The sequence below is a fragment of the Curtobacterium citri genome, from assembly GCF_030362955.1.
In the GTDB taxonomy this organism is placed as follows: Bacteria; Actinomycetota; Actinomycetes; order Actinomycetales; family Microbacteriaceae; genus Curtobacterium; species Curtobacterium citri.
Genome location: NZ_JAUCML010000005.1, coordinates 49,678 through 70,904, shown reverse-complemented (window position 1 = coordinate 70,904; position 21,227 = coordinate 49,678). Strand labels below are relative to the sequence as shown.

Genomic DNA, 21,227 nt, shown 5'->3' with positions numbered 1-21,227 from the left:
GCGCGCATCGCGCCCGGCGGGCAGGTCCTGACCGAGGGTGCCCGCGTCACGGGGACGGTGGTACCGTCCCCGCGACGCTTCGGCTCCGGTTCCTGCTTACTTCGCGTTCTCGAGCGCGGTCTTCACCGTGTCGACGAGCTCGCCCCAGGAGACGTTGAACTTGTCCACGCCCTCCTTCTCGAGCAGCGCCACGACGTCGTCGTAGTCGACGCCCTGGGCGGCGATCTGGTCCATGACCTGCTGGGCGCCCTCGAACGAGCCGGCGATGGCGTCACCGTGGATCTCGCCGTGGTCGAACGTGGCGTCGAGCGTCTTGCCCGGCATGGTGTTGACCGTGTTCGGCGCGGCGAGCTCGGTCACGTAGAGCGTGTCGGGCAGCGACGGGTCCTTGACGCCGGTCGACGCCCAGAGCGGACGCTGCGTGTTGGCACCCGACTCGAGCAGGCCCAGGGCGCGCTCGGTGGCGAACTGCTCGGTCCAGACCTGGTACGCGAGCTGCGCGTTGGCGATGCCGGCCTTCGACTTGAGGGCCTTCGCCTCGTCGGTGCCGACGGCGTCGAGGCGCTTGTCGATCTCGGAGTCGACGCGCGACACGAAGAACGAGGCGACCGAGTGGATCTTCGAGAGGTCGTGGCCGGCGGCCTTGGCCTTCTCGAGGCCACCGAGGTAGGCGTCGATGACGGCGCGGTAGCGCTCGAGCGAGAAGATCAGCGTGACGTTGACCGAGATGCCGGCACCGATGACCTCGGTGATGGCCTCGAGGCCCTCGAGGGTCGCGGGGATCTTGATGAGGACGTTCTCGCGGCCGACCTTGTCGAACAGGAACTTCGCCTGCTCGATGGTCTTCTGCGTGTCGTGTGCCAGGCCCGGCTCGACCTCGATCGAGACGCGGCCGTCGAAGCCCTTGGTCTCGTCGTAGATCGGCTTGAAGACGTCGGAGGCGTTCGCGACGTCCTGCGTGGTGATCTCGAAGATCGCCTCGGTGACGTCGGTGCCCTTCGCCGCGAGCTCCTTGACCTGCGAGTCGTAGCGCTCGCCCTTGGCGAGGGCCGACGCGAAGATCGTCGGGTTCGTGGTGACGCCCACGACGTTCTTCTGCTCGATGAGCTCGGTGAGCTTGCCGGTCTCGAGGAGCTCGCGCGACAGGTCGTCGAGCCAGATGCTGACGCCGACCTCGGAGAGGGCGGCGGTGGGGGTGTTCTCAGCCATGGGTATCTCTTCTTCTTTCGTCGACCGGCCCGGTCTGCGTGACGCGACCGGGGCCGTGGTGTCGTGGTCTGGAGGCCGGGAGGCGCGGGGCGGGCCCGCTGCGTGCCTCCCGGCAGAGGGGCCGGACCCGGCGTACCGGATCCGGCCCCTCGTGGGTCAGGACGCTGCGATCGATTCCTTGGCGGCTGCGACCACGTGCTCCGTGGTGAAGCCGAACTCGGCGAAGAGTCGCTGGTAGTCGGCCGATGCACCGAAGTGCTCGATCGACACGCTGCGGCCCTTGTCGCCGACGATGTCGCGCCAGCTCATCGCGATGCCGGCCTCGACCGAGACGCGTGCGGTGACGGCCTTCGGCAGGACCTGCTCGCGGTAGTTCTCCGACTGCTCGAAGAACCACTCGAGCGACGGGGCGCTCACGACGCGGGCGTTGATGCCCTCGCCCTTGAGCTGCTCGCGGGCGTCGACGGCGATCTGGACCTCGGAGCCGGTCGCGATGAGGATCACGTCCGGGGTGCCGTTCGGCGCCTCGGCCAGCACGTACGCACCCTTGCCGACGTTCTTCGCCGAGGCGAAGGTGTCGCCGGACGCCTCGCCCTCGCCGCGCTCGAAGACGGGGAGGTTCTGGCGGCTCAGCGCGATGCCGGCCGGGCGGTCCTTGTGCTTGAGCATCTCGAGCCAGGCGTACGAGACCTCGTTCGCGTCGGCCGGACGGACGACGTCGAGACCCGGGATCGCGCGGAGCGCGGTGATCTGCTCGATCGGCTGGTGCGTCGGGCCGTCCTCGCCGAGGGCGATGGAGTCGTGGGTCCAGACGTAGATCGCCGGCGCCTTCATGAGCGCGGCGAGACGGACCGCCGGACGCATGTAGTCGCTGAAGATCAGGAAGGTGCCGCCGAAGGGGCGGGTGTTCCCGTGCAGGACGATGCCGGACAGGATCGAACCCATCGCGTGCTCGCGGATGCCGAAGTGCAGCACGCGGCCGTACGGGTCGGTGCTCCAGGTCTTCGTCGACGCCTCGGCCGGACCGAAGGACTTCGCGCCCTCGATCGTGGTCAGGTTCGACTCGGCGAGGTCCGCCGAACCGCCCCAGAACTCGGGCATGAGCGGCGCGATGGCGTTGATGACCTTGCCGGAGGCGGCGCGGGTCGAGACGGCCTTCTCGGTCGGGAAGACCGGCAGCGCCTCCTCGAGGCCCTCGGGGAGCTCGCCCGCGTTGATGCGGTCGAGCATGGCCTTCTTCTCCGGGTTGGCAGCAGCCCACGCGTCGAAGGTCTTCGTCCACTCGGCGTGCTCGGCCTGGCCCTTGGTGATCGCACCGCGGGTGTACTCGAGGACCTCGGGGTCGACGTGGAAGGTCTGCTCGGGGTCGAAGCCGAGGACCTCCTTGAGGCCCTTGAGCTCCTCGCCGCCGAGGGCGGAGCCGTGGATCTTGCCGGAGTTCTGCTTGGTCGGCGACGGCCAGCCGATGATCGTCTTGAGGACGATGAGGGACGGCTTGGTCGTCTCGGCCTTGGCGGCCTCGACGGCGCGGTACAGCTCCTCGACGTCCTCGGAGTACTCGCCGGTCTTCTTCCAGTCGACGTGCTGGACGTGCCAGCCGAGCGCCTCGTAGCGGGCGGCGACGTCCTCCGAGAACGCGATGTCGGTGTCGTCCTCGATCGAGATCTGGTTCGAGTCGTAGAAGACGACCAGGCGGCCGAGCTGCTGGCGACCGGCGAGGCTCGCGGCCTCGTTGGTGACGCCCTCCTGCATGTCACCGTCACCGGCGATCACGTAGGTGAAGTGGTCGAACGGCGACTCGCCGTCGGCGGTCTCCGGGTCGAACAGGCCGCGCTCGAAGCGCTGCGCGTAGCCGAAGCCGACGGCCGAGGCGAGGCCCTGGCCGAGCGGGCCCGTGGTGATCTCGACACCGTCGGTGTGGCCGTACTCCGGGTGACCCGGGGTCTTCGAGCCCCACTTGCGCAGGTGCTGCAGGTCCTCGAGCTCGAGGCCGTAGCCGTGCAGGTAGAACTGCACGTACTGGAGGATCGAGGCGTGGCCCGCGGAGAGGATGAAGCGGTCGCGGCCGATCCAGGTGGAGTCGCTGGGGTCGCGACGCATCACCTTCTGGAAGAGCAGGTGGGCGACGGGCGCGAGGCTCATCGCGGTGCCGGGGTGACCGTTGCCGGCGGCCTCGACCGAATCGGCGGCGAGGACGCGCGCCGTGTCGACGGCCTTCCTGTCGATGGCGTCCCAGGTGAATTCAGCCACTTGGATGTTGACCCTTCGTTGTTGCGACATGTGCGAGGGCTCGTGCCATCGCACGGACATGATCGCCGTCCCGGGGCCGGATGTCGTGTCGCCGTACGACGGCGGCCGACCGGCTCGATGCGGCCGACGTCATCGGGGCGCGCACTGCGGGAGGCCCCTCCAGCATAGTGACCACGCACACAGAAGGTGTCCAGGTGACGACGGTGCCGTGTCGGGCGTGGGCCCGGGCGGCGGGGCGGGGCAGCATCGCGGCGCCTCGATGGCCTAAACTAGGGACGGCCCGTGTGCATTCCGGGTCGACGCACGCCCCGACGGTGACGGAGCCGCCCACCGAGCGTGCGAGCTGACGCGAACGGACTGAGGTTCCCCTGTTGACTGCCACCGCGACCCGGCCCGACACCGATCGACCCCGCTCGTCGCTGTCCCGCAAGGTCCGGGCGTACGTCTCGCTGACGAAGCCCCGGGTCATGGAGCTGCTGCTCGTGACCACGGCGCCGACGATGTTCCTGGCGGAGCGCGGCGTGCCGGACCTGTGGCTCGTGTTCTGGACGATGCTCGGCGGCGCCATGTCCGCCGGGTCCGCCTCGGCCTTCAACTGCTACATCGACCGCGACATCGACCGGCTGATGAAGCGGACGAGCACGCGCCCCCTCGTCACCGGGGAGCTCTCCGACCGCGAGGCCCTGGTGTTCTCGTGGGTGCTCGCCGTGCTCTCCACCGCGGTGCTCGGGTTCCTCGTGAACTGGCTCGCCGCGGCGCTCAGCGTCATCGCGATCCTCATCTACGTGTGCGTCTACACGCTGTGGCTCAAGCGCCGCACGCCGCAGAACATCGTGTGGGGCGGGTCGGCCGGCTGCATGCCCGTGCTCATCGGGTGGGCCGGCGTCACCGGGTCGCTGACCTGGGCGCCCGTCATCCTGTTCATGGTGATCTTCCTCTGGACGCCGCCGCACTACTGGCCGCTGTCGATGAAGTACCGCGACGACTACGACGCCGCCGACGTCCCGATGCTCGCGGTGGTCCGCGGCCGCACGGTGGTCGGGCTCCAGGTCGTTCTGTACGCCTGGGCGACGCTCGTCTGCTCGCTGCTGCTCATCCCGGTCGCGAACATGGGGCCGCTCTACACGGTGGTCGCGCTGGCCGGCGGGATCTGGTTCGTCGTCGAGTCGCACCGCCTGTACTCGCGGGCGATCCAGCACGTCGAGCAGGTCCACCCGATGCGCGTGTTCCACAGCTCGATCACGTACCTGACGCTGCTCTTCATCGCGGTGGGCATCGACCCGCTGCTGCCGCAGGTCTTCACCTTCTCGCTGTAGGGCGGGTCCGCCCCAGCGCACGAGACGCCGCCGGTCCCCGGCGGCGTCTCGTGCGTCCGGGCGCGCTCGGGGTGCGGTGGCGCTGTCGCTGGTGCGCGTGGGGCGTGCAGGTGCCCGAGCACCGGACGGGAGGCGCGGCGCGGGCGGGTGGAGCGCTTCCCGTCCGTAACGTGGCCGCGCTACGCTTCGGACGCCGCCCCGGAAGGCCCGGAACGACGACATCCCACGCGTCGATCGACGCGTGGGATGTCGGTGGAGCGGTGCCGTCGGCGCGGCTCAGGCGGCGACGGGCTCCCGGTGGGCCGAGCGGCCGGCGCTCGCGCGCGTCGAGAGCACCAGGACGGTGACGGCGCCGACGAGCAGCCCCGCGAGCACCATGTGCGTGCCCACGAGGCCCACCGGCAGGCCCGTGCGCGCCTGGGTCAGCCCGACGGCGATCTGGACGAACTCGACGACCAGCAGCAGGAGCGCCCACCGGCTCGACGTCCGCAGCAGCACCGCCCCGACGACGAGGACCAGCGTGAGGCCGAACAGGACGTAGGCGGGCACCGCGTGCAGGTGCTCCATGAGCTGCGGGTCGAAGCCCGTGCGGTGCAGTCGGCCGCCGTCGACGGCCTCGTCGGCCCCGGCGTGCGGCCCGGACCCCGTGGTGAGGATGCCGACGAGCACCGTGACCGCGGTGGCGGCGACGGTGCCCCGGACGACGCCGGTGTACCAGGCCGGCACCAGTCGGGCGGCGGCACGCGGACCGTTCATCGAACGGTAGACGAGGGTCGCGGTGACCGCGACGAGCGTCGTCGAGACGACGAAGTGCAGGCCGACGACGAAGGGGTTGAGGTTCGTCAGCACGCTCAGGCCGCCGATGACGGCCTGCACCGGGATGGCGATGCCCTGGGCGAACGCGAGCCAGAACAGCTCGGGACGCGTCCGGCGCATCCGGACGACCGCGAGGAACATCGCGATCGCGACCACGACGAGCACGAAGGTGAGGAGCCGGTTCCCGAACTCGATGACGCCGTGGACGCCCATCTCGGGCGTCGACACGAGCGACTCGGCGGTGCACTTCGGCCAGGTCGGGCAGCCGAGGCCCGACGCCGTCAGCCGGACGAGGCCGCCCGTGCCGATGAGCACGACCTCGACCACGAACGAGGCCCAGGCCAGCCAGATCACGCGACGGTCGACGGCGCGGGGGAGCGACCACCACCGCGGGTTGCGGGTGTCCGGCTGGACGCCCTGCTCGACGGTGGGTCCGACGCGAGTCACGAGGGTGGTGCCTTCCTGTTGTTCCGTGCGGTGAACCTGTAGGATTCGAGGGTTCAGCGGCAGTCAAGTCTAGGCAGGCGCCGGCTCCGAATGGGCCGTGTTCGCCGGTGCAACCCGAGACTCCGTGGAACCATCGACGTTGCGGGGCAGCAGCGCCGTGGCTCCTCCTGTCGGAGGTCCGCGGTGGAATGGCGTCCGGACGTCCCGGGTTGTCACCCGGAGACGCTGCTTCTGCGAGAAGGAAACGAGGAGACCATGTCCGACGTGCTCATCGACCGTCCCGAACTCGAAGGGCTCGGCCAGTACGAGTTCGGCTGGTCCGACTCCGACAGTGCCGGTGCCTCCGCTCGACGCGGCATCTCCGACGAGGTGGTCAGTGACATCTCCGCCCGCAAGGACGAGCCGGAGTGGATGCGCAAGCTCCGCCTCAAGGCGCTGACGCTGTTCGACCGCAAGCCGATGCCCTCGTGGGGCGCGGACCTGTCGGACATCGACTTCGACAACATCAAGTACTTCGTGAAGTCCACGGAGAAGCAGGCCCAGACCTGGGAAGAGCTGCCCGAGGACATCCGCAACACCTACGAGCGTCTCGGCATCCCCGAGGCCGAGCGCCAGCGCCTCGTCGCCGGCGTCGCCGCGCAGTACGAGTCCGAGGTCGTCTACCAACAGATCCGCGAGGACCTGGAGGAGCAGGGCGTCATCTTCATGGACACCGACACGGCGCTGCGCGAGCACCCCGAGTTCTTCGAGGAGTACTTCGGCTCCGTGATCCCGGCCGGCGACAACAAGTTCGCCGCGCTGAACACCGCCGTCTGGTCCGGCGGCTCGTTCGTCTACGTCCCGAAGGGCGTGCACGTCGAGATCCCGCTGCAGGCGTACTTCCGGATCAACACCGAGAACATGGGCCAGTTCGAGCGGACGCTGATCATCGCGGACGAGGACTCCTACGTCCACTACATCGAGGGCTGCACCGCTCCGATCTACAAGTCGGACTCGCTGCACTCGGCCGTGGTCGAGATCATCGTGAAGAAGAACGCCCGCGTGCGCTACACGACGATCCAGAACTGGTCGAGCAACGTCTACAACCTCGTCACCAAGCGTGCGATCGCGCACGAGGGCGCGACGATGGAGTGGATCGACGGCAACATCGGCTCCAAGGTGACGATGAAGTACCCGTCGATCTACCTCGCCGGCGAGCACGCCAAGGGCGAGACGCTCTCCGTCGCGTTCGCCGGCCCCGGCCAGCACCAGGACGCCGGCGCGAAGATGGTCCACATGGCGCCCTACACGACGTCGTCGATCGTCTCGAAGTCGATCGCCCGTGGAGGCGGCCGCGCCGGGTACCGCGGCGAGGTCCGCGTGGACCCGGCGGCGCACCACGCCGCGAACACGGTCCGCTGTGACGCGCTGCTCGTCGACACCATCAGCCGCAGCGACACCTACCCGGCGATCGACATCCGCGTCGACGACGTCCAGCTCGGGCACGAGGCCACGGTCTCGCGTGTGAGCGAGGAGCAGCTCTTCTACCTGATGTCCCGCGGCATGCCGGAGGACGAGGCGATGGCGATGATCGTCCGTGGCTTCATCGAGCCGATCGCCCGCGAGCTCCCGATGGAGTACGCGCTCGAACTCAACAAGCTCATCGAGATGAGCATGGAAGGATCCGTCGGCTAGATGTCGAACACCAGCACCAACCCGACACCGACCGACGGGACCACCCCCGCGCCCCGCATCGACCAGCCGGTCGAGCCCTCGGCAGCGGCGCAGGGCACCGAGCAGCACGGCGCTCGCGCGCACTCCGACGGCGGCTGGGACGCGAAGGTCCCCGTGCAGACCCGCTCGGAGCGCCCGCAGTCCGGTGAGCTCGACGCCTTCCCGCCGGTGACCGGCCGCGAGGTGAACTGGAAGTTCGCACCGCTGGCGAAGCTCCAGCCGCTGCTCGACGGTGGCCTGGACGGCTCGGCGTACCCGTTCCTCGCCCGGCAGACCGAGGGCGCGGACGTCGAGTGGGGTCGCAGCGACGACCCGGCCGTCGGCTCCGCCGGGCTGCCCGAGGACCGCGCTGCGGCCGCGGCGTGGACCGCTCGTGACGCGGTCCTCAAGGTCACCGTCAAGGCGACCGAGGCGCACGAGTCGATCTCGATCACCCGCTCGGACTTCGGCACACAGCCCCGCGCGGCGCACACGGTCATCACGGCCGAGCAGCACGCGCAGGGCATCGTCGTGATCGACAACCGCGGCTCGGCGCTCCTCAGCGAGAACGTCGAGATCGTCGTCCGCGACGGTGCTCGGCTCACGGTCGTCAGCCTGCAGGACTGGGACGACGACGCCGTGCACGTGTCGACGCAGTTCGCCGAGGTCGGCCGTGACGCCTTCCTCAAGCACGTGGTGGTCTCGCTCGGCGGCGACGTCGTCCGGGTCAACCCCTCGACGCACCTCGGCGCGCAGGGCGCGGACACCGAGATGTACGGCGTGTACTTCGCCGACGCGGGGCAGTACATCGAGCAGCAGGTGTACGTGAACCACGACGCACCGAACACCCGCGGCCGCGTCAACTACAAGGGCGCGCTGCAGGGCGAGGGCGCGCACACCGTGTGGATCGGCGACGTCCTCATCGGCCGCGCCGGTGACGGCACCGACTCGTACGAGCAGAACCGCAACCTCGTCCTCACCGACGGCACGCGTGCGGACAGCATCCCGAACCTCGAGATCGAGACGGGCAACATCGAGGGCGCCGGCCACGCGAGTGCGACCGGTCGCTTCGACGACGAGCAGCTGTTCTACCTGCAGGCCCGCGGCATCCCGGAGGAGGAGGCCCGTCGTCTCGTCGTGCTCGGCTTCCTCGTCGAGGTCATCCAGAAGATCGGCGCGCCCGAGCTCGAGGAGCGCCTCATCGCCGCGGTGGAGCAGGAGCTCGCCGACGGCCGCACCGCGGTCGCGGCGGCCGAGCCCGAGGCCGAGCAGGCGGACGCCTGATGGCCGAGAAGGTCTGCGCCGAGTCCGAGATCGCCGTCGACAGCCCGATGCGTGCCGTCGTCGACGGCACGGCCGTCGCGATCGTGAAGGACTCCGCGGGCACGGTGCACGCCATCGGGGACACCTGCACCCACGGCGACATCTCGCTGGCCGAGGGCTTCGTCGAGGGCGACACGCTCGAGTGCTGGGCCCACGGGTCGCGGTTCTCGCTCGCCACCGGCAAGCCGCAGAACTTCCCCGCGTACGAGCCCGTGCCGGTCTTCCGGGTCGAGGTCCGCGACGGCGACGTCTACGTCGACGTGCACGACCCGGTCCCGGTCGACTGACCAGCGCCCCACTGCTTCCGCGGCTGACGCCGCACCTGACGCTTCAACCGAAGGAACGTGAATGTCCACTCTCGAAATCCGTGACCTGCAGGTCTCGATCGACACCGACCAGGGTGTCAAGGAGATCCTCAAGGGCGTCGACCTGACGATCAACGAGGGCGAGATCCACGCGATCATGGGCCCGAACGGCTCCGGCAAGTCGACCCTGGCCTACACGATCGCCGGGCACCCCCGGTACAACGTCGTCGGCGGCTCGATCACGCTCGACGGCGAGGACGTCCTCGCGATGAGCGTCGACGAGCGCGCCCGCGCCGGCATGTTCCTCGCGATGCAGTACCCGGTCGAGATCCCCGGCGTGACGGTGTCGAACTTCCTCCGCACCGCCAAGACGGCGATCGACGGCGAGGCACCGGCGCTGCGCGGCTGGGTCAAGGACCTCCGCCAGTCGATGGCCGACCTCAAGATGGACTCGTCGTTCGCCGAGCGCAACGTCAACGAGGGCTTCTCGGGCGGCGAGAAGAAGCGCCACGAGATCATGCAGCTCGAGCTGCTCAAGCCGAAGTTTGCCGTGCTCGACGAGACCGACTCCGGTCTCGACGTCGACGCGCTCAAGATCGTCTCCGAGGGCGTCAACCGTGCCAAGGCCGCCACCGGCCTGGGCGTGCTGCTCATCACGCACTACACGCGCATCCTCCGCTACATCAAGCCGGACTTCGTGCACGTGTTCGTGGCGGGCAAGGTCGCCGAGCAGGGCGGCCCGGAGCTCGCCGAGCGCCTCGAGAACGAGGGCTACGACCGCTACGTGCAGGCCGCGGCGGCGGGCAACTGATGATCGCCGCACTCACCCCGGAGAAGTTCGACGAGGTCGTCGAGGGCCTCAAGGAGGTCCAGGACCCGGAGCTCGGCGTCAACATCGTCGACCTCGGCCTGATCTACGACCTCGCGATGGACGACGAGGCGAACGCACTCGTCATCAGCATGACGCTGACGAGCGCGGGCTGCCCCCTCACCGACGTCATCGAGGGCGACACGGCCAACGCGCTCGACGGCATCGTCGACGCGTTCCGGATCAACTGGGTCTGGATGCCGCCGTGGGGTCCCGAGCGGATCACGGACGACGGACGCGAGATGATGCGCGCGCTCGGCTTCTCGATCTAGACGCCACCACGGACGGACGGGAGGCGCGGTGCCGGCTGGCACCGCGCCTCCCGTCCGTCGTCGGTGGGGGAGTCGGTCGCGGCCCGAGCGGGCGGGATCCGTCACGGTCGACCGTTCCCGGCGACAGCAAGTGCGCGTCCGGCGAGCGACGCGCGGCGTGTCCTGCACGCTCGCGTGGCGACGCGTGGCGACGCATGGCGAGCCGTCGCAAGTCGGGGCGAGCCGGAACGTGCGGGCACGGACGACGAGGGGCCCCGCACCGGACGGTGCGGGGCCCCTCGTGTCGGTCGCGTCAGCGGCGTCCGACCAGCTTCCACGCCAGGGGCAGGACGCCGGCGGCGATGAGCGCCTTGGCGACCCCGCCGACGATGAACGGGTACAGGCCGGCGGCGAGCACCGACTGCAGGTCGTTCGGCAGACCGAGTGCGCCGAGGGCGACGGCGAGGTACGGCAGACCGGTCACGAACGGGATCGCGCTGGCGAGCAGCATCGCGACGGTGGCACGGCCGACCTTCCGGTCCCAGTTGCGGCGGGCGAGCCAGCCGATCACGCCGGCCGCGGGGACGAAGCCGATCACGTAGCCGAAGCTCGGGAGCGCGAGGGCCTGCAGGCCGCCCTGCATGTCGGCGAAGAACGGGGCACCGGCGAGGCCGGCGACCGCGTAGACGAGCAGCGCGAGCATGCCGCGGCGGGCGCCGAGCGTCGCGCCGACGAGCACGACCGCCAGGGTCTGGCCCGTGACCGGCACCGGCCACATCGGGACCTCGAGCTGCGCGAGCGCCGCGGTGAAGAGGGCACCGCCGGCCACGAGGGCGGCGTCGGTGGCGAGGCCCGAGGTGCGGATGCGGTCGGCGAGGACTGCGCGGCGAGCGAACCCGGTGGCGTTCGTCATGGATTCTCCTAGAATGGACTGCTGGTCCCGTTCGAGGACCATCGGTCCCGTCAGCGTAGCGGTGCACCTCCCGCACACGTCGTTGTGCACATCACCAACTGATTGGACGTCCTCTAGTGCTTGCCGTGCACGACCTCGAGATCCGTGTCGGGGCCCGCCTCCTCATGGAGAACGTGTCCTTCCGTGTCGAGAAGGGTGACAAGATCGGCCTCGTCGGGCGCAACGGCGCCGGCAAGACCACGATGACCAAGGCGCTGGCGGGTGAGTCGCAGCCGACCGACGGCAAGATCGACCGCTCCGGCGAGATCGGCTACCTGCCGCAGGACCCCCGGTCGGGCAACCCGGAGGACACCGCGCGGAAGCGCATCCTCGACGCCCGCGGTCTCGGCGAGCTCGTCGAGGGCATCCGCCAGGCGACGCTCGACATGGCGAGCGAGGACGCCGACGTCGCCGAGAAGGCCATGCGCCGCTACAGCCGGCTCGACGACCAGTTCAACGCGCTCGGCGGCTACGCAGCCGAGGCCGAGGCCGCCTCCATCGCGTCGAACCTCAAGCTCCCGGACCGCATCCTCGACCAGCCGCTCAAGACGCTCTCCGGTGGTCAGCGCCGCCGCATCGAGCTCGCGCGCATCCTGTTCTCGGACGCCGAGACGATGATCCTCGACGAGCCGACCAACCACCTCGACGCCGACTCGATCGTCTGGCTGCGGGAGCACCTCAAGACCTACCCGGGCGGCGTCATCGTCATCTCCCACGACGTCGAGCTCGTCGACGAGGTCGTCAACCGCGTGTTCTACCTCGACGCCAACCGGCAGACCATCGACGTCTACAACATGGGGTGGAAGCTCTACCAGCGGCAGCGTGCCGCCGACGAGGAGCGCCGCCGCAAGGAGCGCGCGAACGCCGAGAAGAAGGCCGCCACGCTCAAGGACCAGGCCGCCCGGTTCGGCGCGAAGGCCACGAAGGCCGCGGCGGCGCACCAGATGGTCGCACGCGCCGAGAAGCTGCTCGCGGGCCTCGAGGACGAGCGCGCAGTCGACCGCGTCGCGAAGCTGCGGTTCCCGACGCCCGCGGCGTGCGGTCGCACCCCGCTCATGGCCGAGGGGCTGTCGAAGTCCTACGGCTCGCTCGAGATCTTCGCCGGCCTCGACCTGGCGATCGACCGCGGCTCGCGCGTCGTCATCCTCGGCTTCAACGGCGCCGGCAAGACGACGCTGCTCCGGATCCTCGCGGGTGCCGACCAGCCGGACACGGGCGAGATCCTGCCCGGGCACGGCCTGCGCATCGGGTACTACGCGCAGGAGCACGAGAACATCGACGTGAACCGCTCGGTCATCGAGAACATGGTCTCGGCGTCGCCGAACCTCACCGAGACCGAGGCACGACGGGTGCTCGGGTCGTTCCTCTTCACCGGCGACGACGGCTACAAGAAGGCCGGCGTCCTCTCCGGCGGTGAGAAGACGCGTCTGTCGCTCGCGATGATCGTCGTCTCGGGTGCGAACGTGCTGCTCCTCGACGAGCCCACGAACAACCTGGACCCCGCGTCGCGCGAGGAGATCCTCGGCGCGCTGGCCGGGTACGAGGGCGCGGTCGTCCTCGTGTCGCACGACGCCGGCGCGGTCGAGGCGCTGAACCCGGAGCGCGTGCTCCTGCTGCCGGACGGCACCGAGGACCACTGGAACAAGGACTACGCGGAGCTCATCGAGCTGGCGTAGCCGGAGACGGACGGGAGGCCCGTGGCGGAGTCCGCCACGGGCCTCCCGTCCGTCCGGCGGTCGCCGTGCGGTCAGCGACCCGCGCCCAGCAGTTCGTCCTCGACCTCGTCGTCGGAACGGGGCTTGGCGTCCTTGCGCCGCTGCCGCTCCAGCGCGCGCTCGCGCTCCTCGGGGTCGTCCTGGTTGAGGTTCCGGTACTCCTGCACCATCAGGTACGCCAGGAAGCCGAAGCCGCCGGCCGCGAACAGGAACCACTGGATGAAGTAGCTGAGGTGGAGCCCGGTGTCGGCACTCGGGCGGTCCCACCCCAGCGGGCGGGATTCGTCCGGCGCGGGGGACTCCGCGGCGAGCTGCCCGTAGGCGCCCGTCCAGATCGGGGTGTCGACCTTGGCCGCGACGTCGGCGAGCGTCACGGACTGCACCTGGTCGGTGTGGGCGGGATCGGTGCGGCCGGGGATGCGGGGCTCGCTCTGCTGCAGGCGAGCCGTGACCGTCACCTCGCCGCTCGGCGGGGCGGGCACGTGGTCCGGGGCGTCCTGCCGGTTGCCCGTCGGCACCCAGCCGCGGTCCACGACGAACGCCCGACCGTCGGCGGTGACGAGCGGGGTGAGGACCTCGAAGCCCGGCTGGCCGTTGTGCACACGGTTGCGCACGAGGAGCTGGTCGGCGACGTCGTAGCGGCCCGTCACCTCGACCCGCAGCCACTGCTGGTCGTCGTTCCAGCTCGATGCCCGGGGGAGCGCCTGGTCGACGGGTACGGGGGTGTGGTCGTAGTTCTGCGCGATCTGCTCGTTCTGGCGGACGGCCTCGTTCCGGCGGTCCCACTGCCACATGCCGAACAGGGTGCAGACGATCGCGAAGGCGACCGCGATCGCGAAGTAGCCGAGCCAGCGACGGCTGCGGACGAAGCCCCAGCCGACGAACGGGTCCGAGGCGCCTCCGGGAGCCGGAGCGTCGTCGCGGTCGAGCACCGCCGTCGGACCACGGTCGCCGGCCGCCGCACGCTGGATCTTCGCGGCGTGCTTCCGGCCGTAGCGGGCGCTCGGGTCGAACTGCTCCGTCATCGTCCGGTGCCGCTGGAGCGCACCCCGACGTCGTTCTTCGGGGCGTCCTCGCGGGCACGGACGTCGTCGAGGTGGTCGACGTCCTCGTGCATGCCGGTCACGCGGACCGGGAACGAGCGGGAACGCAGGTAGTCGGCGAGGAAGTCGCAGTGCTCCTCGCACGCGGCCCAGATCTTCACGCGGTCGATGGCGTGGATGCGCGGGTTGCGCCAGTTGACACGCCACTCAGCGGTGTTGGTGCAGCCGGCGCGCGAGCAGACCGGCGTCGAACCGGGCTCGGTGAACAGGTCGAACGTCGCCCCCATCAGCGGCGTGCCCGGGGCTTGGCGGACCAGACGCGGGAGCGGTCACCGTTCCGCTGCCACTCCTCCTGCGCGTGCTGCGCCTGCTCGCGCAGGCGCTCCTGCTCGGCACGGTACGCCTCGGCACGGGCGTCCTCCTGCCGTTCGCGGAGGCGCGGGTCGACGGCGTCGTACAGCTCGATGGCGCCGGCCGGGGACACGATGTCGCTCTCGGCGCGGCTGCCGGCGTTCGCGAGGATGACCGCGACCCACGGGATGACGGCGGCGAGGACGATCGGGATCACCGCGAGCCACGAGTGCCAGGTCGTCCAGATGAGCACGGCGCCGATGAAACACACGACGCGGACGGCCATCTGCCAGACGTACTTCGACAGCCGGTGTGCGCGATCGAGTTCAGGGGAGTCCGGCAGTGACGTGATGCTCTGCGTGGAACCCGAGGTGGTGTGCGTCGCGTGGAACCGGCGCTGCGTCGACTTCATACGGTGTTCTTCCATTCGCCCGGACACCAGCCTAAGCCCGCACCACCGACAGTGGGCCCGCCGCGCGGGGGACAGCTGCGGGGACCGGCTCCGGTACGCTCGTCCGGGCGTGTCCGGCGGTCCTCGCGACCGTGGTGCGCCGTGTCACCACCACTCGAACGGAAGCGCGATCATGACCACCTCTCGTACCGTCCTCGTCACCGGCGGCAACCGCGGCATCGGCCACGCCCTCGCGGCCCGCTTCGTCGCCGCCGGACACCGCGTCGCCGTCACCTCCCGCAGCGGCCAGGGCGGCCCCGAGGGCGCGCTCACCGTCGCCGCCGACATCACGGACTCCGCCTCGGTCGACGCCGCGTTCACGCGGGTCGAGGCCGAGCTCGGCCCGATCGAGGTGCTCGTCGCCAACGCCGGCATCACGAACGACCAGCTGCTGCTCCGCATGTCCGAGGAGGACTTCACGAGCGTGGTCGACACGAACCTGACCGGCACCTTCCGGGTCGTCAAGCGCGCCACGAAGGGGATGATGAAGGCGAGGTTCGGCCGGATCGTGCTGATGTCGAGCGTCGTCGGTGCCTACGGCCAGGTCGGCCAGGTCAACTACGCGTCGTCGAAGGCCGCGCTCGTCGGCATGGCGCGGTCGATCACCCGTGAGCTCGGCTCGCGGGGCATCACGGCGAACGTCGTGGCGCCGGGCTTCATCCAGACGGACATGACCGCGGCGCTGCCGGAGGAGCTGCAGGCCGAGTTCAAGAAGCAGATCCCGGCGGCGCGCTACGGCACCGTGGACGACGTCGCCGACGCCACGCTGTTCCTGGCGAGCGACGGCGCCGGGTACGTCTCCGGGGCGGTCATCCCGGTCGACGGCGGTCTCGGGATGGGCCACTAGGCCGGAACTCGGGTCGCGCGGCCGCTCAGCCGCGCAGGCCCAGTGCGGCGAGCACCGACGAGAGGTCGCGGTCGACCACCGCCACGTCGGCCTCGGCGCGCACGCGCGGCTTCGCGTCGAAGGCGACCGACAGTGCCGCGACGCGCATCATCTCGAGGTCGTTCGCCCCGTCGCCGACCGCGACCGTCTGCGCTGCTCCCACCCCGTCGGCACCGGCCCACTCGCGCAGCGCGGCCGCCTTGGCCTGCGCGTCGACGACCTCGCCCCGGACCCGCCCGGTGAGGACGCCGTCGACCACCTCGAGCCGGTTCGCCCGGCAGTGGTCGAGGCCGAGCCGCTCGGCGAACGGGTCGAGGACCTCGTGGAAGCCGCCGGACACCACGCCGACGGTCCCGCCCGCGGCGTGGACGCCGCGGACCAGCTCGTCGGCGCCCCGCGTGACGCGGACCGCCTCCTGCGCGCGTGCGGTGACGTCGGCCGGGAGGCCCGCCAGGGTCGCGACCCGCTCCCGCAGGCTCTCGGCGAAGTCGATCTCCCCGCGCATGGCGCGCTCCGTCACCGCCTGCACCTGTGGCCGGGTCCCGGCGTGGTCGGCGAGCAGTTCGATGACCTCGTCCTCGAGCAGCGTGGAGTCGGCATCGAGGACGACGAGGAAGCGTGGCACGGACCAACGGTACCGACAGCAGGAGGCGCGGCCGACGTCTGTGACGTCAGCCGCGCCTCCAGGCCGGGTCCGAGGTGTCAGGCCTCGACGCGGACGCCCTTGCCCACGACCGTGATGCCCGACTCGGTCACCGTGAAGCCGCGGCCCTCGTCCGTCTCGCGGTCGACGCCGACCTGCGCGCCCGGGGCGATCACCACGTCCTTGTCGAGGATGGCGCGGTTGACGACGGCGCCGGCCCCGATCGAGGCGCGTTCGAACACGATCGAGTCGAGGACCTTCGCGCCCGAGTCGATCCCGCACCAGGGACCGATGACGCTGCGCTCGACCTGGGCGCCGGACAGCAGGCAGCCGAGCGCGACGATCGAGTCGACGGTCGAACCCGTGTTGCCGTTCGCGTCGCGCACGAACTTCGCCGGCGGCAGGTTCGTCTGCTGGTTGAAGATCGGCCAGTCCTGGTTGTACAGGTTGAAGACCGGCACGGGGGCGATGAGGTCCATGTGCGCGTCGAAGAACGAGTCGATCGTGCCGACGTCGCGCCAGTAGTAGCGGTCGCGCTCGTTCGAACCGGGGACGTCGTTGCGCTGCAGGTCGTACACGCCGGCGTCGCCGCGGGACACGAAGTCCGGCACGATGTCGCCGCCCATGTCGTGCGCGCTCGACTCGATCTGGCCGTCGCGGAGCACGGCGTCGACGAGGGCGTCGGCGTCGAAGACGTAGTTGCCCATCGACGCGAGGATCTCGCCGGGGGAGTCCGCGAGGCCGACGGCGTCCTTGGGCTTCTCGAGGAAGGCGTCGATCTTGGTGGGGTCGTCCTGGTCGACCTGGATGACCCCGAACTGGTCGGCGAGTCCGATCGGCTGGCGGATCGCCGCGACCGTGGCACTGCGGCCGGAGGCGATGTGGGCCTCGATCATCTGGTGGAAGTCCATGCGGTAGACGTGGTCGGCACCGACCACGACCACGATGTCCGGGCGCTCGTCGCGCAGCAGGTTGAGCGACTGCAGGATGGCGTCCGCCGAACCGGCGAACCACCGCTTGCCGAGACGCTGCTGCGCCGGCACCGACGCGACGTAGGACCCGAGCAGCCCCTCCATGCGCCATGTCTCGGCGACGTGGCGGTCGAGGCTGTGCGACTTGTACTGCGTCAGGACGACGATCTTCTGCAACCCGGAGTTGACCAGGTTCGAGAGCGCGAAGTCGATGAGGCGGAAGTTCCCACCGAACGGGACAGCGGGCTTCGCGCGGTCGGCCGTGAGCGGCATGAGCCGCTTGCCCTCGCCTCCGGCGAGCACGATGCCGAATACCTTCTTTGGTGCCATGTGGTTCACAGTAGGCGTCCGGACAGTGAACCCGTTACGTTGAGTCCGTGCGAGTCGATCTACTGACCAGGGAGTATCCGCCGGAGGTCTACGGCGGAGCGGGTGTCCACGTGGCCGAGCTCACGGCTGCGCTGCGGTCGGGGACGGACACGGACGTGCGGGTGCGGGCCTTCGGTGGCCACCGCGACGAGCAGGGCGTGACGGCGTACGGCACGCCCGCCGGGCTCGAGGGCGCGAACGGCGCGCTGCAGGCGCTGGGCACCGACGTGGCCATCGCGGCCGACGTCGCGGGTGCCGACCTCGTGCACTCGCACACCTGGTACGCGAACGCCGCCGGGCGGATCGCGCAGCTCACGCACGGCATCCCGCACGTGGTGACCGCGCACAGCCTCGAGCCGCTGCGCCCCTGGAAGGCCGAGCAGCTCGGCGGTGGCTACCGCCTGTCGAGCTGGATGGAGCGCGAGGCGTTCGAGCAGGCCGACGGCGTCATCGCGGTGTCGAAGGCGATGCGCGCCGACATCCTCCGCTCGTACCCGTCGATCGACCCGGCCAAGGTGCACGTCGTCTACAACGGCATCGACATCGACGAGTGGAAGCCCACCGTCGACGAGGACGCCGTCCGCGCCCTCGGGATCGACCCGACGCGCCGCTCGGTCGTCTTCGTCGGGCGCATCACCCGGCAGAAGGGCCTGCCCTACCTGCTCCGCGCCGTGGCGTCCCTGCCGTCGGACGTGCAGATCGTCCTGTGCGCCGGCGCGCCCGACACCCCGGAGATCATGGCCGAGGTCACCGGGCTCGTCGAGTCGCTGCGGCAGCAGCGCGACGGCGTCGTGTGGATCGACCGGATGCTCGCGCACCGCGAGATCGTCAACGTGCTCTCGTCCGGCACGGTCTTCGTCTGCCCGTCGATCTACGAGCCCCTCGGCATCGTGAACCTCGAGGCCATGGCGTGCGGCATCCCCGTCGTCGGCACGCGCACCGGCGGCATCCCCGAGGTCGTGGCCGACGGCCTGACCGGACGCATCGTGCCGATCGACCAGGCGCAGGACGGCACCGGCACGCCGAACGACCCGGACCGGTTCGTCGCGGACCTCGCGGCCGGGCTCGAGGAGGTCCTCGCCGACGAGGGGCTCGCGAAGCTCATGGGACGCGCCGGACGCATGCGCGTCGAGAGCGAGTTCACGTGGGACGCGATCGCACGGCGGACACGGCAGGTCTACGACGGGGTGCTCGCCCGGAAGCCGTAGGCTGGGGCCATGCCCTCGGTCGTGCGCTTGTCAGACGTCTCCGTGGTCCGCAACGGGGCCACCATCCTCGACGGGATCTCGTGGGAGGTGCAGGACGACGAACGCTGGGTGGTGCTCGGCGCGAACGGCGCCGGCAAGACGACGCTGCTCCAGGTCGCGGGTGCCCAGACCTTCCCGACGTCGGGTGAGGTCGAGGTGCTCGGCACCGAGCTCGGCGGGGCCGACCTGTTCGAGCTGCGGCCGCGCATCGGCTTCGCGTCGACCGCGCTCGCCCGGCGCATCCCGGTGACCGAGAAGGTCCTCGACGTCGTCCTCACCGCCGCGTACTCCGTCACGGGCCGCTGGAACGAGGAGTACGAGGAGCTCGACGTCCGTCGTGCCCAGCGCGTGCTCGACGAGTGGGGCCTCGGCGACTTCACCGAGCGGACCTTCGGCGAGCTGAGCGACGGCGAGCAGAAGCGGGTGCAGATCGCCCGCGCCGTGATGACCGACCCCGAGGTGCTCTTCCTCGACGAGCCGGCGGCGTCGCTCGACCTCGGCGCCCGCGAGAGCCTCGTCCGGACGCTCGGCGGCTACGCCCAGAGCGGCGACTCGCCGGCGATCGTCATCGTGACCCACCACGTCGAGGAGATCCCCGCCGGCTTCACGCACGCCCTCGTGCTCGCCGACGGCCGCATCCAGGCCGCCGGTCCCGTCGACGAGGTCCTGACCGCCGCCACGCTCTCCGAGGCGTTCGGGATCGAACTGACCGTGTCGAAGGACGCCGGTCGGTACACGGCACGCGCCGTCTGACGCTCCCGATCACGGCCGTCGTCTGGTAACGTGAACGGCTGGCGCACGCCGCAGACTTCCCGCGCGGTGGCCACCCGGGTCCGCCCGGACCGGGCATCCGCGCACCTCCCACCATCTCCAACCGAGGAATCTCCATGAAGACCGACACCCACCCCGAGTACAACGCCATCGTCTTCCGCGACCTGGCCTCCGGTGAGACGTTCCTGACGCGTTCGACCGCGACCAGCGACAAGACCATCGAGCTCGACGGTGCGACCTACCCGGTCATCGACGTCGAGATCTCGTCGGCGTCGCACCCGTTCTACACGGGCAAGCAGCGCATCCTCGACTCGGCCGGTCGCGTCGAGAAGTTCAACCAGCGCTTCAAGGGCTTCAGCAAGTAAGCAGCCCCCGCGCTCGAACGGGCGGTCCTCCTGCGGGAAGACCGCCCGTTCTGCGTCGCGGGCGCGGTGCGGGCGCAGTGCGCCCGGGCGCTGCTTCGTGGTGCGCCGTGCTCCGGCACCACGGAAGGCACGTCGTGCCGTGCGATCGCGTGGTGCGACGTGCCTCCCGTTGTGCGGACGACACGGCAGCGGCGGCCGGGAGGCGCGGTGCCACCCCGCCACGCCGCTCGCGCGGGCAGGACGCGGCGTCGCCGACGCGCTCAGGCGTTGCGGTGCGGCCAGCGCCCGTCGGCGGTGAAGGACGGGTCGCGCTGCTTGCGCATGTACTCCTGGAACGAGGTCGCCTGGTCGGAGCACCAGCCGACCTGCTTGCGGTGGAGCTCCTCGGCGGAGATGCCGAGCTCCTCCGGGTACTTCGCGGCGAGGGCCTGCGCGACACGTCCGGCAGCGACGGCGTCGGCCTGGGCGTCGTGCGCGTCGGAGAGGGTGACGCCGTAGAGCTCCGACGCCGCCTCGAGCGTCCGCTTGCCCTTCCGGTACGTGTCGAGCGCCTTGTCCATCACGAGCGGGTCCACGACGTTGCCGATGACGGGGGAGGCGAAGCCGTGCCGCTTGGCCTCGCGGTCGAGCACGGTGAGGTCGTACGGGGCGTTGTAGATGACGAGCGGGATCCCGCGGGCGAACACGGCCTCGACCGCGGCGATGACCTCGGCGACGACCTCGCTCGCCGGACGCCCCTCGGCCTGGGCGCGCTCGGTCGTGTAGCCGTGCACGGCCGCGGCTCCCTCGGGGATCGCGATGCCCGGGTCGGCGACCCACGCACCGCCGACGATGGAGCGGCCCGTCATGTCGATCAGGCCGACGTGCGCGGTGACGATGCGCGCGGTCTCGACGTCGACGCCGGTGGTCTCGAGGTCGAACACGCCGAGGGCGTGCCACCACGGGCGTCCGCTGAGGTCCTGCATCCCGGGGAAGGCCGGTGCGGG

General features: G+C 70.5%; 21 protein-coding genes. 11 read left to right on the top strand and 10 right to left on the bottom strand.

Annotation, left to right across the window (positions count from 1 at the left end):
* Positions 1–96: 96 nt before the first annotated feature.
* Both tal and tkt read right to left on the bottom strand, forming a co-directional pair.
* On the bottom strand, positions 97–1,209 hold the full coding sequence (gene tal, locus QUG92_RS09180) for a transaldolase (protein ID WP_289458800.1): 1,113 nt from the start codon (positions 1,207–1,209) through the stop codon (positions 97–99).
* Between the two features lie 156 nt (positions 1,210–1,365).
* Positions 1,366–3,459, bottom strand: coding sequence for a transketolase (gene tkt, locus QUG92_RS09175; RefSeq protein WP_182047422.1), 2,094 nt, complete (start codon positions 3,457–3,459; stop codon positions 1,366–1,368).
* 371 nt (positions 3,460–3,830) lie between these two features.
* On the opposite strand from tkt, the gene QUG92_RS09170 reads away from it, so the two are divergent.
* A complete protein-coding gene (locus tag QUG92_RS09170) occupies positions 3,831–4,775 on the top strand; it encodes a heme o synthase (protein WP_069710838.1) in 945 nt (314 codons plus the stop codon).
* 276 nt (positions 4,776–5,051) lie between these two features.
* Here the strand turns inward: QUG92_RS09170 and QUG92_RS09165 are convergent, their stop codons facing one another.
* On the bottom strand, positions 5,052–6,038 hold the full coding sequence (locus tag QUG92_RS09165; RefSeq protein ID WP_182047421.1) for a COX15/CtaA family protein: 987 nt from the start codon (positions 6,036–6,038) through the stop codon (positions 5,052–5,054).
* 255 nt (positions 6,039–6,293) lie between these two features.
* On the opposite strand from QUG92_RS09165, the gene sufB reads away from it, so the two are divergent.
* The 5 genes from sufB (at position 6,294) to QUG92_RS09140 (ending at position 10,498) form a co-directional block, all read left to right on the top strand.
* The gene (gene sufB / locus QUG92_RS09160) at positions 6,294–7,712 is read left to right on the top strand and encodes a Fe-S cluster assembly protein SufB (protein WP_289458799.1); all 1,419 of its coding nucleotides are present in this window, start codon (positions 6,294–6,296) and stop codon (positions 7,710–7,712) included.
* Positions 7,713–9,014 carry a Fe-S cluster assembly protein SufD gene (gene sufD / locus QUG92_RS09155; protein WP_182047420.1) on the top strand — a complete coding sequence of 434 codons (1,302 nt, stop codon included), beginning with the start codon at positions 7,713–7,715 and terminating at the stop codon, positions 9,012–9,014.
* Complete coding sequence (locus QUG92_RS09150) at positions 9,014–9,340, top strand: non-heme iron oxygenase ferredoxin subunit (protein WP_083263608.1); 327 nt, start codon at positions 9,014–9,016, stop codon at positions 9,338–9,340. The genes sufD and QUG92_RS09150 overlap by 1 nt, the downstream gene beginning before the upstream one ends.
* A 61-nt stretch (positions 9,341–9,401) precedes the next feature.
* Positions 9,402–10,169, top strand: a complete 768-nt coding sequence (gene sufC / locus QUG92_RS09145; RefSeq protein WP_182047419.1) for a Fe-S cluster assembly ATPase SufC — start codon at positions 9,402–9,404, stop codon at positions 10,167–10,169.
* Entirely contained in the window at positions 10,169–10,498 is a 330-nt protein-coding gene (locus tag QUG92_RS09140) for a metal-sulfur cluster assembly factor (RefSeq protein WP_069710842.1), read from the top strand. The genes sufC and QUG92_RS09140 overlap by 1 nt, the downstream gene beginning before the upstream one ends.
* Positions 10,499–10,790: 292 nt before the next feature.
* Here the strand turns inward: QUG92_RS09140 and QUG92_RS09135 are convergent, their stop codons facing one another.
* The gene (locus QUG92_RS09135; RefSeq protein ID WP_069710843.1) at positions 10,791–11,390 is read right to left on the bottom strand and encodes a biotin transporter BioY; all 600 of its coding nucleotides are present in this window, start codon (positions 11,388–11,390) and stop codon (positions 10,791–10,793) included.
* A 116-nt stretch (positions 11,391–11,506) separates the two neighbouring features.
* Here QUG92_RS09135 and QUG92_RS09130 point away from each other — a divergent pair, with 116 nt between their 5' ends.
* The gene (locus QUG92_RS09130) at positions 11,507–13,105 is read left to right on the top strand and encodes an ABC-F family ATP-binding cassette domain-containing protein (protein ID WP_182047417.1); all 1,599 of its coding nucleotides are present in this window, start codon (positions 11,507–11,509) and stop codon (positions 13,103–13,105) included.
* A 71-nt stretch (positions 13,106–13,176) separates the two neighbouring features.
* On the opposite strand, the gene QUG92_RS09125 is transcribed toward QUG92_RS09130, so the two are convergent.
* The 3 genes from QUG92_RS09125 to QUG92_RS09115 are packed head-to-tail and all read right to left on the bottom strand — an operon-like array spanning position 13,177 to position 14,965.
* Positions 13,177–14,169, bottom strand: a complete 993-nt coding sequence (locus QUG92_RS09125) for an SURF1 family cytochrome oxidase biogenesis protein (RefSeq protein WP_289458797.1) — start codon at positions 14,167–14,169, stop codon at positions 13,177–13,179.
* Complete coding sequence (locus tag QUG92_RS09120; RefSeq protein ID WP_069710845.1) at positions 14,166–14,474, bottom strand: hypothetical protein; 309 nt, start codon at positions 14,472–14,474, stop codon at positions 14,166–14,168. Before QUG92_RS09120 ends, QUG92_RS09125 begins: the two co-directional genes overlap by 4 nt.
* Entirely contained in the window at positions 14,474–14,965 is a 492-nt protein-coding gene (locus tag QUG92_RS09115; RefSeq protein ID WP_182047415.1) for a DUF3099 domain-containing protein, read from the bottom strand. The genes QUG92_RS09120 and QUG92_RS09115 overlap by 1 nt, the downstream gene beginning before the upstream one ends.
* 157 nt (positions 14,966–15,122) lie before the next feature.
* Here QUG92_RS09115 and fabG point away from each other — a divergent pair, with 157 nt between their 5' ends.
* On the top strand, positions 15,123–15,836 hold the full coding sequence (gene fabG / locus QUG92_RS09110) for a 3-oxoacyl-ACP reductase FabG (protein WP_289458796.1): 714 nt from the start codon (positions 15,123–15,125) through the stop codon (positions 15,834–15,836).
* 25 nt (positions 15,837–15,861) lie between these two features.
* On the opposite strand, the gene serB is transcribed toward fabG, so the two are convergent.
* Entirely contained in the window at positions 15,862–16,500 is a 639-nt protein-coding gene (gene serB, locus QUG92_RS09105; protein ID WP_289458795.1) for a phosphoserine phosphatase SerB, read from the bottom strand.
* 77 nt (positions 16,501–16,577) lie between these two features.
* Complete coding sequence (locus QUG92_RS09100; RefSeq protein WP_182047413.1) at positions 16,578–17,819, bottom strand: glucose-1-phosphate adenylyltransferase; 1,242 nt, start codon at positions 17,817–17,819, stop codon at positions 16,578–16,580.
* Between the two features lie 47 nt (positions 17,820–17,866).
* Between QUG92_RS09100 and glgA the strand changes: the two genes are divergently transcribed.
* The 3 genes from glgA (at position 17,867) to QUG92_RS09085 (ending at position 20,241) form a co-directional block, all read left to right on the top strand.
* A complete protein-coding gene (glgA, locus tag QUG92_RS09095) occupies positions 17,867–19,066 on the top strand; it encodes a glycogen synthase (RefSeq protein WP_182047412.1) in 1,200 nt (399 codons plus the stop codon).
* A gap of 9 nt (positions 19,067–19,075) precedes the next feature.
* Entirely contained in the window at positions 19,076–19,858 is a 783-nt protein-coding gene (locus QUG92_RS09090; protein WP_182047411.1) for an ABC transporter ATP-binding protein, read from the top strand.
* Positions 19,859–19,992: 134 nt separating this feature from the next.
* Positions 19,993–20,241, top strand: a complete 249-nt coding sequence (locus QUG92_RS09085; protein ID WP_022905175.1) for a type B 50S ribosomal protein L31 — start codon at positions 19,993–19,995, stop codon at positions 20,239–20,241.
* Positions 20,242–20,501: 260 nt separating this feature from the next.
* On the opposite strand, the gene QUG92_RS09080 is transcribed toward QUG92_RS09085, so the two are convergent.
* Complete coding sequence (locus QUG92_RS09080; protein WP_069710851.1) at positions 20,502–21,206, bottom strand: 3'-5' exonuclease; 705 nt, start codon at positions 21,204–21,206, stop codon at positions 20,502–20,504.
* Positions 21,207–21,227: the final 21 nt, after the last annotated feature.